The 14,335-nt window shown below is 59.2% G+C and carries 13 protein-coding genes and 1 pseudogene; 6 read left to right on the top strand and 8 right to left on the bottom strand.

The genetic code is table 11. The features are described from left to right. Positions 1-13 precede the first annotated feature (13 nt). The gene (locus tag ACF0H7_RS02730; protein ID WP_397451281.1) at positions 14-1,138 is read left to right on the top strand and encodes a methyltransferase; all 1,125 of its coding nucleotides are present in this window, start codon (positions 14-16) and stop codon (positions 1,136-1,138) included. Positions 1,139-1,243: 105 nt separating this feature from the next. On the opposite strand, the gene ACF0H7_RS02725 is transcribed toward ACF0H7_RS02730, so the two are convergent. From ACF0H7_RS02725 to ACF0H7_RS02715, 3 genes are read right to left on the bottom strand one after another with little or no spacing between them, the layout of a single operon-like run. Beyond that, positions 1,244-1,414, bottom strand: coding sequence for a DUF2474 domain-containing protein (locus tag ACF0H7_RS02725; RefSeq protein WP_397451280.1), 171 nt, complete (start codon positions 1,412-1,414; stop codon positions 1,244-1,246). A gap of 50 nt (positions 1,415-1,464) precedes the next feature. Continuing rightward, positions 1,465-2,472 (bottom strand): cytochrome d ubiquinol oxidase subunit II, encoded by a 1,008-nt coding sequence (cydB, locus tag ACF0H7_RS02720; protein ID WP_397451279.1) that lies wholly within the window; start codon positions 2,470-2,472, stop codon positions 1,465-1,467. Between the two features lie 3 nt (positions 2,473-2,475). Beyond that, positions 2,476-3,918 (bottom strand): cytochrome ubiquinol oxidase subunit I, encoded by a 1,443-nt coding sequence (locus ACF0H7_RS02715; RefSeq protein ID WP_397451278.1) that lies wholly within the window; start codon positions 3,916-3,918, stop codon positions 2,476-2,478. Positions 3,919-4,309: 391 nt separating this feature from the next. Here ACF0H7_RS02715 and ACF0H7_RS02710 point away from each other — a divergent pair, with 391 nt between their 5' ends. After that, complete coding sequence (locus ACF0H7_RS02710) at positions 4,310-5,557, top strand: MFS transporter (RefSeq protein WP_397451277.1); 1,248 nt, start codon at positions 4,310-4,312, stop codon at positions 5,555-5,557. 110 nt (positions 5,558-5,667) lie between these two features. Here the strand turns inward: ACF0H7_RS02710 and ACF0H7_RS02705 are convergent, their stop codons facing one another. Together ACF0H7_RS02705 and choX are read right to left on the bottom strand one after the other, a co-directional pair. After that, positions 5,668-6,597 (bottom strand): alpha/beta hydrolase, encoded by a 930-nt coding sequence (locus ACF0H7_RS02705; protein ID WP_397451276.1) that lies wholly within the window; start codon positions 6,595-6,597, stop codon positions 5,668-5,670. Positions 6,598-6,655: 58 nt separating this feature from the next. Next, complete coding sequence (gene choX / locus ACF0H7_RS02700) at positions 6,656-7,594, bottom strand: choline ABC transporter substrate-binding protein (protein WP_397451275.1); 939 nt, start codon at positions 7,592-7,594, stop codon at positions 6,656-6,658. Between the two features lie 471 nt (positions 7,595-8,065). Between choX and ACF0H7_RS02695 the strand changes: the two genes are divergently transcribed. The 4 genes and pseudogenes from ACF0H7_RS02695 (at position 8,066) to ACF0H7_RS02680 (ending at position 11,989) form a co-directional block, all read left to right on the top strand. Then, on the top strand, positions 8,066-9,361 hold the full coding sequence (locus ACF0H7_RS02695; RefSeq protein WP_397451274.1) for an NCS2 family permease: 1,296 nt from the start codon (positions 8,066-8,068) through the stop codon (positions 9,359-9,361). After that, positions 9,358-10,443: a tRNA (uridine(54)-C5)-methyltransferase TrmA gene (gene trmA, locus ACF0H7_RS02690; RefSeq protein ID WP_397451273.1), complete on the top strand. Its 1,086-nt coding sequence runs from the start codon at positions 9,358-9,360 to the stop codon at positions 10,441-10,443. Before ACF0H7_RS02695 ends, trmA begins: the two co-directional genes overlap by 4 nt. Positions 10,444-10,611: 168 nt before the next feature. After that, positions 10,612-10,995, top strand: a pseudogene (locus ACF0H7_RS02685) (neutral zinc metallopeptidase); the annotation flags it as partial. A 4-nt stretch (positions 10,996-10,999) separates the two neighbouring features. After that, complete coding sequence (locus ACF0H7_RS02680) at positions 11,000-11,989, top strand: alpha/beta hydrolase (RefSeq protein WP_397451272.1); 990 nt, start codon at positions 11,000-11,002, stop codon at positions 11,987-11,989. A 96-nt stretch (positions 11,990-12,085) separates the two neighbouring features. Here ACF0H7_RS02680 and ACF0H7_RS02675 read toward each other — a convergent pair whose 3' ends face one another. From ACF0H7_RS02675 to ACF0H7_RS02665, 3 genes are all read right to left on the bottom strand, one after another. Then, a complete protein-coding gene (locus ACF0H7_RS02675; RefSeq protein ID WP_397451271.1) occupies positions 12,086-12,679 on the bottom strand; it encodes an HAD family hydrolase in 594 nt (197 codons plus the stop codon). Continuing rightward, positions 12,676-13,545, bottom strand: a complete 870-nt coding sequence (gene tesB / locus ACF0H7_RS02670; RefSeq protein WP_397451270.1) for an acyl-CoA thioesterase II — start codon at positions 13,543-13,545, stop codon at positions 12,676-12,678. The genes ACF0H7_RS02675 and tesB overlap by 4 nt, the downstream gene beginning before the upstream one ends. Before the next feature lie 144 nt (positions 13,546-13,689). Next, positions 13,690-14,259 (bottom strand): GNAT family N-acetyltransferase, encoded by a 570-nt coding sequence (locus ACF0H7_RS02665; protein WP_397451269.1) that lies wholly within the window; start codon positions 14,257-14,259, stop codon positions 13,690-13,692. Positions 14,260-14,335: the final 76 nt, after the last annotated feature.

Below are 14,335 nucleotides of genomic sequence, written 5' to 3'. Positions count from 1 at the left end.
AGTTTTCTTGCCCATGCCCCTGCTCACCAGCCCTTTCGCTCAGCTCGATCTCATCCGCCAGCCTGATCAACCGAACGAGCCCTTGCAGGCGTTCGACGCGGCCGATGAATACCTGCTTAGCCACGTGGCGGAACAGGGCCTGACGCTGACCACCCGCGTCCTGGTACTCAACGACAGCTTTGGTGCATTGGCCGCCAGCCTGGCCAGCCATGCAACAGTGATCAGCAGCAGCGATTCGTTCCTGGCCGCCCAAGCGCTGGAGAAAAATCTGGTGCGCAATGGTCAGGCCTTCGATGCGGTGCCGGTGATCCCGGCGAGCGAGCCGTTGACGGGTCCGTTCGACTGGGTATTGATTCGTGTACCGAAGACGCTGGCGTTGCTGGAAGAACAACTGATCCGCCTGCAAGGCCAACTGGCGCCGGGGGCCCGGGTGGTGGCGGCGGCGATGGTCAAGCACCTGCCGCGTGCCGCAGGTGACTTGCTGGAGGAATATGTCGGCCCGGTGCAGGCCTCGCTGGCACTGAAAAAAGCCCGTTTGTTGTTCGCCACGCCCGAAGCCAGAGCCGTGCAGCCTTCGCCTTACCCGACGCGCTACACCCTCGATCAACCCAACATCGAACTGCTTAACCACGCCAACGTGTTCTGCCGCGAAGGCCTGGACATCGGCACCCGCGCCTTCTTGCCACACTTGCCCAACAACCTGGGCTCAGCGCGCGTCGCGGACCTGGGTTGCGGCAACGGCGTGCTGGCGATTGCCAGCGCACTGGCCAACCCCCAGGCGCAGTACACGATGGTCGATGAGTCGTTCATGTCAGTGCAATCCGCCCGTGAAAACTGGCTGGCGGCGTTGGGCGAGCGCGAAGTAATCGTGCGCGCAGGTGATGGTCTGGCGGGGCAAGAAGCTGATTCACTGGATGTCGTGCTGTGCAATCCGCCCTTCCATCAGCAACAAGTGGTCGGTGACTTTCTGGCCTGGCGGATGTTCCAGCAGGCACGGGAGGCCTTGGTGACCGGAGGTGCGCTGTACATCGTCGGCAACCGCCATTTGGGTTACCACACCAAATTGGCGCGGTTGTTCAGGGGCGTGGAGCAGGTTGCAGCGACGCCGAAGTTTGTGATTTTGAAAGCGCGCAAGTAACACCAACACTGTAGGAGCGGGCTTGCCCGCGATCGCGGTATATCTGACAAACCATCATCGCGGCGGTGCGGCGATCCGACAAGCCCGCTCCTACAGGTGTTGAATTCAGTGCGTGGTCAAGCCCGCTGCATTCATGAACAACCGCATCCCGTAGGCCGCGATCCCCAGCGCCGTCACGCTGCCGACGTAGATCGCTGCCAGCCAGGCCACGCGTTGCCAGAACGGGGTTTTCAACGCCGGATCGGGTTCGAGTCGGGAAGAATTTTTTACTGCCATCGTCATCTCTCCTCAATAAAAACTCCGACCCGAAGGCCGGAGCTCGCGCACTAGTGGTAGCCGTCTTCATGGGTGACCTTGCCGCGGAACACGTAATAGCTCCAGAAGGTGTAACCCAGGATGAACGGGATGATGAACAACGTACCCACCAGCATGAAGCCCTGGCTCTGCGGCGGCGCGGCGGCGTCCCAGATAGTCACCGACGGCGGCACGATGTGCGGCCACAGGCTGATGCCCAAACCGCTGTAGCCAAGGAAGATCAGTACCAGGGTCAGCAGGAACGGCGTGTAATTAGCGTTACGTGCGACAGCCCGCAGCAAGCCATACATGGTCACTAACACCAGAATCGGTACCGGCAAGAACCAGAACAGGTTCGGCAGGCTGAACCAGCGATGCGCGATTTCAGGGTGGGCCAACGGCGTCCAGATGCTGACGATACCGGTCACAGCCAACACTACCAGCGCCAATGGCCGCGCCAGATCGTGCATCTGCAGTTGCAAGCGGCCTTCGGTTTTCATGATCAGCCAGGTGCAGCCCAACAGTGCGTAGGCCACCACCAGTGCGACGCCGCAGAACATCGTGAACGGCGTCAGCCAGTCCAGCGAGCCGCCGGCGAACTGCCGGTTGACCACGGGAATGCCGTCGATGAACGCCCCCAGCGCCACGCCCTGGAAGAACGTCGCGGCCACCGAACCACCGATGAACGCCTTGTCCCACCAGTGACGCGCTTCGTCTCTGGCCTTGAAGCGGAACTCGAAAGCCACGCCGCGAAAAATCAGACCGATCAGCATGAAAATCAATGGCAGGTACAACGCCGACAACACTACCGAATAGGCCAGCGGGAAGGCACCGAACAATGCAGCGCCCCCCAGCACCAGCCAGGTTTCGTTACCGTCCCATACGGGCGCCACGGTGTTCATCATGACATCGCGGTCGGACTCGCCCTTGACGAACGGAAAGAGAATGCCGATGCCCAGGTCGAAGCCGTCCATCACCACGTACATCATGATGCCGAAGATGATGATGACGGCCCAAATCAGCGGAAGATCAATACCCATGACTCAGTTCCCCTTGCTCAGGCTGTCGTGACCATGGCCGTCTTCGGCGCCGTCTTCGGCGGCGGAGAGAGGACGTGCAGGCGTACGTTTCTGGCCGGGTCCACCATCGTGCTGTCCCTTGCCTTCGTCAGGGATCGGGCCTTTACGCACCAGGCGCATCATGTAGCCCAGACCCGTACCGAACAGCAGGAAATACACCACGACGAACAACACCAGGGTCAGGCTCATCTGCGCGAAACTGTGCCCGGAAGAAGCATCGGCGGTACGCATCAGGCCATAGACGACCCAAGGCTGACGGCCGATTTCAGTGGTGAACCAGCCGGCCAGTATCGCGATCAAACCCGATGGCCCCATCCACAACGCCAGGTACAGGAACGCTCGTGACTGGTAGAGCTTGTTGCGCGAACGCAGCCACAGACTCCACAAACCGGTGAACACCATCAGGAAACCCAGACCGGCCATGACCCGAAACGACCAGAACACAATGGTCGAATTCGGTCGATCTTCTGGCTTGAAGCTCTTCAACGCCGGCACTTGCTCGGTCAGCGAGTGAGTGAGAATCAGGCTGCCCAGGTAAGGCACCTCCAGCGAGAATTTGGTCTTTTCCTCTTTCATGTCGGGCCAGCCGAATAAAATCAGCGGGGTCGGTTCGTCACCGATATTTTCCCAGTGGCCTTCGATGGCCGCGATTTTTGCCGGTTGATGCTTGAGGGTGTTCAGCCCGTGAAAGTCACCGATGACGATTTGAATCGGTGCAACGATCAGCGCCATCCACATCGCCATCGAGAGCATGGTGCGGATTTGCGGCGTGTCACGCCCACGAAGTAAATGCCAGGCTGCCGAGGAGCCTACGAAAAATGCCGTGGCAACGAAGGCCGCCGTGGCCATGTGCGCTAACCGGTACGGGAACGACGGGTTGAAAATCACCGCCAGCCAGTCCACGGGAATGACCTGCCCGTTGACGATTTCATAACCCTGCGGGGTCTGCATCCAGCTGTTGGAGGCGAGAATCCAGAAAGTCGAAATCAAGGTGCCGATGGCGACCATCACGGTCGCGAAGAAGTGCAAGTTGCGCCCGACCTTGTTCCAGCCGAACAACATGACGCCGAGGAAACCGGCTTCAAGGAAGAAGGCAGTCAGTACTTCATAGGTCAGCAACGGTCCCGTGACCGAGCCGGCGAAGTCGGAAAAGCGACTCCAGTTGGTGCCGAACTGATAGGCCATGACCAACCCGGACACCACGCCCATGCCGAAGTTGACGGCAAAAATCTTCGACCAGAAGTGATACAGGTCACGGTACACATCGTTGTGCGTTTTCAGCCACAAACCTTCCAGCACGGCCAGATAACTTGCCAGACCGATGGTGATGGCAGGGAACAGGATGTGAAACGAGATGGTGAATGCGAACTGAATTCGGGCGAGATCAATTGCCTCCAAACCGAACATAGGTCTACCTCTATCAAGTGATACCGGCCACTGACTTCAGGTCAGCACCAACGGACCCCACGGTTATGGAGTGCTGCGTGTTGGAATTGTTCTGTAATAATTTCGCTGCGTAGGGATTTGTGCACAAGCAAGGCAAAAAGGACCTTGCTGCAGATCAACTACCGCTGAAAGAGTAGACCCATTTCAAGGGTTGAACTGTGTGGTTGATTGTCGCGTGACGTGTTGCCTCACCCCCTTTACAGACGCCTCGCAGGGGATATTGGTACAGATTGCGCGATTTTAATATGCGCAATTTTTTCAGCCGAAACGGGGCGCCTGCCCACTATCGTCGCAAAGAAATGTTACAAAGCTCGTGGTAATCTCGCGTATCCCTGTCGAGACCGCTTTTCCTATGTCGAATCAAGCACCTACGATGTTGCGCAATCATCGACCGTTCGTCGCCTTTTGGTTCGCGCGAATTTTCACTGCCAGCGGCTTCCAGATGCTGACGGTAGCCATCGGCTGGAACATTTACCAGTTGACCGGCAATGTCATGGATTTGGGCCTCGTAGGGCTGGTCCAGTTCATCCCTCGCGTGCTGTTCATGTTGCACACCGGGCATGTGGCTGACCGCTACGACCGACGAAAAGTCGCTGCGATCTGTCAGGCGGTTCAGGCGCTGATCGCGCTGGTGTTGGTCATCACCAGCAGCACCGGGACCGTGACCCCAGAAATGATTTTCATCCTGTCCTTCGTGCTCGGCGCTTCCCGCGCCTTCGAAATGCCCACCACCCAGGCACTGCTGCCATCCATCGTACCCAATGACCTTTTCCCACGGGCCTTGGCGGCGGCGCAGTCGGCGCAGCAATCGGCGACCATCATTGCCCCGGCACTGGGCGGTTTTCTCTATGCCTTCGGCAGTAGCTGGGTCTATGGCCCTACCGTGCTGCTGTATGTCATCGCCTGTGCGCTGATGCTCAACCTGCCGGCACGACAAGCGCCAGTGAACAAAAACAAGGCGACCCTCGACTCACTGTTGGCCGGGATTCGCTTTATCCGCAGCCGCCCGGACATCCTCGGCGCGATTTCGCTGGATCTATTTGCTGTGCTGCTGGGTGGCGCGACCGCACTGCTGCCGGTATTCGCCAAAGATATATTGCTGACTGGCCCGTGGGGCTTGGGTCTGTTGCGTTCGGCGCCTGCGGTGGGCGCGCTGTTGATGTCGTTCTGGCTGGCGCGCTTCGCGATTGATCGTAATGTCGGCCGGGTGATGTTTACCGCCGTTGCGATCTTCGGCGTCGCGACCATCGCCTTTGGCCTGTCGACTTCATTCTGGTTTTCCCTGGCGGTGTTGGTGGTGCTCGGCGCGGCAGACATGATCAGCATGGTAATTCGCGGTTCGTTCGTGCAGCTGGAAACCCCGGACGAAATGCGTGGTCGGGTCAGTGCGGTCAATGGCTTGTTCATCGGCGCATCGAATCAGTTGGGCGAATTCGAATCGGGGCTCACCGCTCACTTGTTTGGCACCGTCCCGGCGGTGGTGCTCGGCGGCGTTGGCACCCTGATCGTGACCGCAAGCTGGTACAAACTGTTCCCAACCCTGGCCAAGCGCGATCGGATGCGCGATATCGTCGAAGAGCAGAACAAGAAGTCTGCGTAAGCCGTCGCCGAACCTATGTGGGACCGAAGGCTGCGATAAGGTCGGAACGGCCTTCAAACATGTCGTACACAAACGACTGCTGCGCAGCCGATCGCAGCCTACGGCAGCTCCTACAAGAAGCCCCGTAATGCGCCAACCAATGCTTTGTACAGAGCATCAACTTCTGCCGCCTGCCCTTTGGCGCGAAGGCAGCCATGCACCAACCCCAGCCCCGGATAAAAGCGGCTTGCCACGCCCGCCTCCGTCAGCGCTCGGTGGTAACACTCACCGTCGTCACGCAGCGGATCGAACTGCGCCACCGCGATAAAGGCCGGGGCCAGAGCACTAAAGTCAGTCGCCATCAACGGCATCGCATACGGTGATTTTTCCTGCTCGCGGCGACTCAAGTACAACGCCCGATAGCACTCCAGATCATTGTTACTGAGCAACGGTGCATCCGCACATTCGCTGCGTGACGCAAGCGTCGAGGCGCCACCCAACCCCGGATAAATCAGCGCCTGGCCCAACGGCTGAGCTTCACCGGCATCGCGTAACGCCAGGCACACCGCCGCTGCCAGATTGCCGCCCGCACTGTCACCGGCAATGGCCATGCGCTGCGGATCAATCCCAAGCCCCTCTGCCTGCGCCTTCACCCTGCGCCATACCGCCAGGCAATCATCGAACGCCGCCGGGAACGGAAACTCCGGTGCCAGCCGGTAATCCACGGCAATCACCACTGCCTTTAAGTCCACCGCCAGGGGTGCGGTCAAGAAATCATGTGAGTCCAGATCACCCACCACCCAACCACCGCCGTGTAGATAAATCACACAGGGCGCAGGTTCTTCTCGCACAACTCCGGCAGGCCGATACAGACGCACAGGGACATCGGCGATGGAAAAGTCTGACACCTCAAGGCCGACAGGATGCGCAGGCGTGAACGCTCGGCACATGCGTGAATAAGCGTTACGCATGCCGCTGATATCAGGTTCGGTAGCGGGAAAGCTGAGGGTCACCGCGACAAATTCAGCCAGCTCGGGTGACAAGGGATAGGACGTGGTCATCGAAGCTCCAGCCCCGCCCCACGACTGGGGAGGGGCTGGGCACATGCAGTATGTGCGGTTACTTGAGGCTCAATTGCAGGTTGGACGCAGCGTCTTTACCGTCGAAGGTGGTCACGCCGGCCAACCAGCGCTGTACGTCTTCTGGGTGATCGCGCAGCCATTGCTTGGCCACCTCTTCCGGTGCCTTGCGGTCCATAATTGGCACCATCAACTGGCTTTCCTGGGCCGCGTTGAACGTCAGATTGCTCATCAGACGGCTGACGTTCGGGCAACGCTGAGCGTAGTCCGGAGCCGTCACTACCGATACGGTTGCAGCACCCTCTTGCGGGCCGAACACATCTTCGCTGCCCGTCAGGTAAGCGATTTTCATGTTGATGTTCATTGGGTGCGGCGTCCAGCCAACGAACACCACCCACTCTTTACGCTGAATAGCACGCTGCACGGCGGCAAGCATGCCCGCCTCACCCGATTCGACCAGTTGGAAGCCAGCCAGACCGAATTGATTCTTATCGATCATGCCTTTGATGTTGCCGTTGGCGCCGGTACCTGGCTCGATACCATAAATCTTGCCGCCAAGCTTATCTTTGAATTTGGCGATGTCGGCGAAAGTCTTGAGGCCACCCGCTGCCACATAATCGGGCACAGCCAGGGTCGCCTGTGCATCATTCATGCTCGGTTTATCGAGGACTTTGACCTGGTTGGCGGTCACGAAGGGTGCGATGTTCTTGTCCATCGCCGGTTTCCAGTAGCCGAGGAACACATCCAGACGCCCGTCACGAATACCGCCGAATACGATTTGCTGCGCGGCGCTGGTTTGTTTGACCTCGTACCCCATGTTTTTCAGCAACACCTCAGCCACTGCACTGGTCGCGATTACATCCGTCCAGTTGACCACGCCCATGCGCACGTTCTGGCACGCGGCGGGTTCAGCCGCCATCAACGCGGTACTGCTCAGCATCAACACACCACAACTGATACGACGGATAAATCTCTTCATGCGTGCTCCCTCGGATTGGCTCGTTATTCTTTTTAGGAAAGCGGCAATCGAACGCTGCCGTGTCGTACCAAATTACGCAGCAGTAGTGCACATAAAACGCACCTGTGCGACCTGCGCTTGCACTCCAGCGACATTGAGGGTTGACGTTTTATTGTAAGAGCGGGCTCGCCCGCGATAGTGGTGTTTCTGACACATTGCGTGAAGCTGATCGCGGGCAAGCCCGCGCCTACAACAGAGGCCATCAACCTCCTACAATTCCTGACCGAGCAGTCATATCTGACAGACCCGACAAATGGCTGAATTCCTGCATGTTTACCGTTGAACATCTGCCAGCAGCCAGCGGCTCGGGCTGCTGTTATGATGCGCGGCTTTTTCCGACGCACAGAAAACGTGCAGGCTTATTCAACAGTCTGTGCTTTGCTGTTTTAGTCGATACATTTAACGGCGCAGGACGCGTCATGGGGAGCAAACATGCTGGAAAGGCTGTTCCAACTCAGCGCACACAAAACGAATGTGCGCACCGAAATTCTTGCGGGCGTCACCACTTTCCTGGCCATGGCCTACATACTGTTCGTTAACCCGAGCATTCTTGGTGCGACGGGCATGGACAAAGGCGCGGTATTTGTCGCGACGTGCCTGGCGGCGGCCATCGGTTCGACCGTGATGGGCCTGATCGCCAACTACCCGATCGCCCTGGCTCCGGGTATGGGCCTCAACGCGTTCTTTACCTACACCGTCGTCCTGCACATGGGCCACACCTGGCAAGTGGCGTTGGGTGCGGTGTTCATCTCCGCCGTGATGTTCTTCATTCTGTCGATCTTCAAGATTCGTGAGTGGATCATCAACAGCATCCCCCTGCCCTTGCGCTCGGCGATTGCGGCGGGTATCGGCCTGTTCCTGGCGCTGATCGCGCTGCAGAACGCCGGCATCGTCGCGGCGAACCCTGCGACCATGGTCGGTATGGGTGATCTGGCCAAACCAGGTCCGATCCTCGCCGTCCTCGGCTTTTTCCTGATCGTGGCGCTGGAAGCTCTAAGCGTGAAAGGTTCGGTGCTGATCGGGATTCTGGTGGTCACCATCGTCTCCATCGTCTTCGGTTTCTCGCCGTTCGGCGGTGTGATGTCGGCCCCGCCTTCGCTGCTGCCGACCTTTCTGCAACTGGACATTAAAGGTGCACTGAACATCGGTTTGGTCAGCGTGATCTTCTCCTTCCTGTTCGTTGACCTGTTCGACAACTCCGGCACCCTGATCGGCGTAGCAAAACGCGCCGGCCTGATGGGCAAAGACGGCTACATGCCAAAAATGGGCCGCGCGCTGGTCGCCGACAGTACCGCTGCCATGGCCGGTTCCCTGCTGGGCACTTCGACCACCACCAGCTACATCGAGTCGGCTGCGGGTGTGGCAGCGGGTGGCCGCACCGGTCTGACCGCCGTCGTCGTCGCCATCTTGTTCCTGCTGGCGCTGTTCTTCGCCCCGTTGGCCGGCAGCGTTCCGGAGTTCGCCACCGCACCGGCACTGATGTTCGTCGCCGTGTTGATGATGTCGGGCCTGGCTGAAATAGAATGGGATGACATCACCGTCGCCGCGCCTGTGGTCATTACCGCGCTGGCGATGCCATTTACCTTTTCTATCGCCAACGGCATTGCATTTGGTTTCATCTCCTGGACCGCGATCAAACTGCTGTCCGGGCGCGGGCGCGAGCTGAACCCGGCGCTGGTGATCCTGTCGATTCTGTTCGTGATCAAGTTGGGCTGGTTTAACGCATGAGTGTACCTTTTGACCCCGCGAGCTACGATCTGCAGCTCGCCGACAAAGCCACGCGTTTGCGTGACTTGCTGGCGCCGTTCGCGGCGCCGGAACCGCAGGTATTCGATTCGCCGCGCGAGCATTACCGCCTGCGCGCCGAGTTTCGCCTGTGGCGCGAAAACCAGCAGCGCTTCTACGCAATGTTCGCGCCTGGCGATAACCACACGCCGATCCTGATCAATGACTTCCCGATTGCCAGCCAGCGCATCAATGATTTGATGCCGCTGCTGCGCAGCCGTTGGGAAGCCAGCGCAGTCCTGAACCACAAGCTGTTCCAGGTGGACTTCCTGACTACTCTGGCAGGCGATGCGATTATCACTCTGTGTTATCACCGCCCGCTGGATGACGCCTGGCTCACAGCCGCGCAAACACTGGCTGAAGAGTTGAAGGTCAGCGTCATCGGTCGCTCCAAGGGTAAACGTCTGGTGGTCGGTCGCGATTACGCTATCGAAGCACTGCAGGTCGCCGGTCGTACCTTCAGTTACCAGCAACCGGAAGGCTCGTTCACCCAGCCCAACGGCTCGGTCAACCAGAAGATGCTCAGCTGGGCGTATGAAGCCTTGGGCCAGCGCGACGACGACTTGCTGGAGCTGTATTGCGGCAACGGCAACTTCACCCTGCCGCTGGCGACCCGTGTACGCAAAGTCCTGGCCACTGAGATCAGCAAGACCTCAGTCGCCGCGGCCTTGAACAACCTGGCCGACAACCAGGTGGACAACGTCAGTCTGGTGCGCCTGTCTGCTGAAGAGCTGACCGAAGCCCTGAACGATGTACGCCCTTTCCGACGTCTGGCCGGGATCGATCTGAAGAGCTACGACTTCGGCAGCGTGTTCGTCGACCCGCCACGGGCCGGCATGGACCCGGACACCTGCGAACTGACCCGCCGCTTCGAACGCATCCTGTACATCTCCTGCAACCCGGAAACCCTGGCGGCGAATATCGCGCAATTGAATGACACCCACCGCATCGAGCGCTGTGCGTTATTTGATCAGTTCCCGTATACCCACCATATGGAATCGGGCGTGTTGCTGGTTCGGCGCTAAGCCATCTCGTCGGGGAAGTACGCTTTCCCGACACCTTCTTCTCCTCTCTCCCCTCGCCTTCCACCCGGACGACCGGTCTGGCGCATGCCGTTGCCAGCAACAACACTCTCAGCTTGAGAAGAAGAGGATTCCCCCATGCTCTGGAAAAAAGGCAGACGCAGCGACAACGTGATTGCCCACGAAGTGGGTCATCATGTGCAGACACTTTTGGGGGTATCGGCCAAGGTCGACGCGGCGCGGCAACGGGGGGCTCGCCTGGAGGGCAACAACGGTTTGTTGGTGCATCAGGAGTTGCAAGCTGACTGTCTTGCGGGTGTTTGGGCCAATAACGCACAAAAGCGTTTGAATTGGTTGGAGCCGGGTGATATTGAAGAAGCCCTGAACGCGGCCAATGCCATTGGCGATGACCGATTGCAGCAACAGAGTCAGGGTAGAGTGGTACCCGACTCGTTTACCCATGGCACCTCGGCACAGCGCGTGCGCTGGTTCAAGACCGGTTTTGCTCAGGGCCAACTTAATCAGTGCGATACCTTCTCCGCAAAGAGCCTTTAATCACATGATAAAACCGTTATTGGTCCTGTTGTTGAGCACCCTAATGAGCCTGACGGCACATGCAGCGGATTTGGCGGTGAAAGCCCTCAGCCCCGAACGGCTGCCGGTTAACGGCGCGCTGGCGACGCTTGGGTTGAGCAAGGACTGGAAATCACCGCAACCGAACACTCGCCGCGCCCTGATCATCATTCATGGCCGCCTGCGCAATGCACAGACCTACCTGCGCAGTGCTGAGCGAGCTTCGTATCGCTCGGGCCTGCGCAGCTCCACATTGCTGATCGCTCCGCAGTTCCTCGATCAGAAAGACATCACCAAGCACCAGCTGAAAGACAATATCCTGCGCTGGCACAAAGATGACTGGATGGGCGGCGAAGCGGCTCTTGGCCCGGTGCCTGTCAGTTCATTCACCGTCATCGACGAAATCCTGACCAAACTCAGCGACCGCAAGCTGTTCCCGAACTTGCGTGAAGTCATTATCGCTGGGCATTCGGGTGGTGCTCAGGTGGTTCAGCGTTATGTGGAAGTGGGCAAAGGCGGTGCAGATCTGGAGAAAGCCGGCATCACCCTGCGCTACGTGATCGCCAACCCGTCGTCCTACGCCTATTTCGATGACAAGCGGCCTGAGACCGTGGACCCGAAGACCTGCCCGACGTTCGATACCTGGAAATACGGGATGAACAAGTTGCCGGCGTACGCGGGTAAACTGACCGCAGAGCAGATCGAGAAAAACTACGTCAGCCGCGATGTGACCTACTTGCTGGGTCAACTGGACACTGACCCCAAGCACCCGGCGCTGGACACCACCTGCGCCGCCGAAGCTCAGGGCGCTTATCGCCTGATCCGCGGGCATAATTTCTTCAACTACCTGCAACAGCGTCACCCTGAGGGGCTGAAGCATCAACTGGTTGAAGTCCCGAGTGTCGGTCATGACGGCGACTTGATGTTCACCTCGCCGGAAGGTCAGGCGGCGGTGTTCAAGCCGTTCGCCAACTGATCTTGATGCACATCGCGGGCAAGCCCGCTCCTACAAGGTTTCGTGAATCTTTTGTAGGAGCGGGCTTGCCCGCGATTGGCGCGACACGGTGCTGGATCAGACCACCAACATCTCGCGCAACGCGAAGCAATCCAGGGCATACCAATCGGTCAGTTGCGGCCACGGATTCTCTGGCAGGTTGACCAACACCGTCTGTGCACCCGCCGCACGGCCACAGTCGAGATCGAAGCGGTAGTCGCCGACCATTACCATCTGCGACGGTGCTACATCCCACGCCTGCGCCAACTTCAGCAGGCCGCCGGGATCGGGCTTGGGTGGTGCCTCATCCCGCCCCAGAACGTCATCGACCGCAAAACAATCCGCCAGCCCGATCGCTTCCAGGGTGATGTGCGCCAGCTCGCGAGCGTTACGCGTGAGAATGCCCAAGCGATAACCGCGCGCCGCCAGCTCACGAACCAGCTCCACCGCTCCGGGAGCCGGTTGCGACGCCAGCGCCAGTTCGCGCTCATGCTCCAGCAGCCAGGCATGCTTGGCCGCTGACACCTCAGGCGGTAGCGCAGCCAAATGACTGAGGATGTCGTCGTCCTGCGGAATCTCCAGCGCCCGTTTGATCGCGGGGAAATCGTGGGCAGCCAACGTCAGGGTGCCGTCCATGTCGAACACCCAATGACGAACCTGCTGCAGACTCACGCCCAATCCTTCCGATGACGGATCAGTCCTTCCTGGCTGACAGACGCCACCAGTTGCCCGGCGCGGTTGTACACGCTGCCACGTGAGAAACCACGGGAATTGCCCGCCCACGGGCTGTCCATCGCATACAGCAGCCAGTCATCGGCGCGCAGGTCGGCGTGGAACCACAGGGAATGGTCGAGACTGGCAACCTGCATGTCTTTCTGGAACACCGATTTGCCGTGCGGCTGCAATGAAGTGGTCAGCAGATTGAAGTCGGAGGCATAGGCCAGCAGGTACTTATGCAGCGCCGGAACGTCAGGCAGGCTGCCGTCGGCGCGGAACCACACGTATTTCACCGCTTCGCTTGGCTTGGGATCGTAGGGGTCGGTGGCCGTCACCGGGCGAAATTCGATCGGCTTTGGGCACAGCAGTTTTTCGCGCATTTTTTCGGGAATCAAATGCGCACGCTGCTGCGTCAACTCCAATTCGGACGGCAGGTTTTCCGGTCCGACGATTTGCGGCATCTGGGTCTGGTGCTCGAAGCCTTTCTCGTCGTACTGGAACGACGCGCTACAGGTGAAGATCGGCTGCCCTTTCTGGATCGCCGAGACACGACGAGTGCTGAAACTACCGCCATCGCGCACGCGGTCGACTTGATAGACCACCGGCAGCGACGCGTCGCCCGGACGCAAGAAGTAACCGTGCAACGAATGCACATGGCGTTCGTCCTCTACGGTCTGGCTTGCCGCCGACAACGATTGACCGAGCACCTGGCCGCCGAACAGCTGACGAAAGCCGAGGTCCTGGCTGCGACCGCGAAAGAGGTTTTCTTCAATCGCCTCAAGGGCCAGCAGCGAAACCAGATCATCTAGAACCAGGCTCATCGGAAACTCCTCACACAAAACAATGCTGCGCCTCCAGGACTATTGCAGGCGACGTAATCAGGCAAAGACGAAAGAACGCAAAGGCTCATCACAGTCACTGCGCACAAGCGCAAATGATACAGGCTTTGGCGGCGCCAGCCTTGTTCAACCGTTCAGGGTTCTGATCCATTGCTGCCGGGTGATCCGGTATAAGGCGTGAGGTTTCAATGGGTCGCCATCCGGCAGGCTCGGATGCTGGAAATCATCGGTCGGGTTATGGTGCATCCCGATGGCTTGCATGACCTTCTGCGACGGCAAATTACTCTGCGCCGTGAACGAGACGATTTGGTCCAGCGCCAGGTGTTCAAAGCCGCAGCCCAGAGCGGTCCACGCCGCCTCGCTGGCGAACCCCAACCCCCAATGCTCGCGGGCCAGACGCCAGCCGATTTCCACTGCCGGGGTGAAATGGGCCGTGAAGCCCACCACGCTCAAGCCGGTAAAGCCAATAAACTCCCCGGTGTCCTTGCGTTCCAGAGCCCACAAGCCAAACCCCAGTTCGGCAAAATGCCCGCGTATTCGGCCAATCAATGCCGCGCTTTCCAAACGGCTCAAGGGCTCCGGAAAATAACGCATTACTTGCGGGTCGGCACACAACGCCGCGAACGCTGGCAAATCATCATCACGCCACTGTCGCATTAGCAATCGCGCGCTGTGGAGTTCCAGTAGCGGCTCCATCGGTGTGCTCCTATAACGTTGCCCGGCATGGCTCGCAGTGTAGTCCGCCGCACGGGGCCTCCCTATCGAGGCGCTG

Source organism: Pseudomonas sp. NA-150, from assembly GCF_044336365.1.
In the GTDB taxonomy this organism is placed as follows: Bacteria; Pseudomonadota; Gammaproteobacteria; order Pseudomonadales; family Pseudomonadaceae; genus Aquipseudomonas.
The sequence above is the reverse complement of the archived record's forward strand: the minus strand, read 5'-3'. Positions and strand labels throughout refer to the sequence as shown.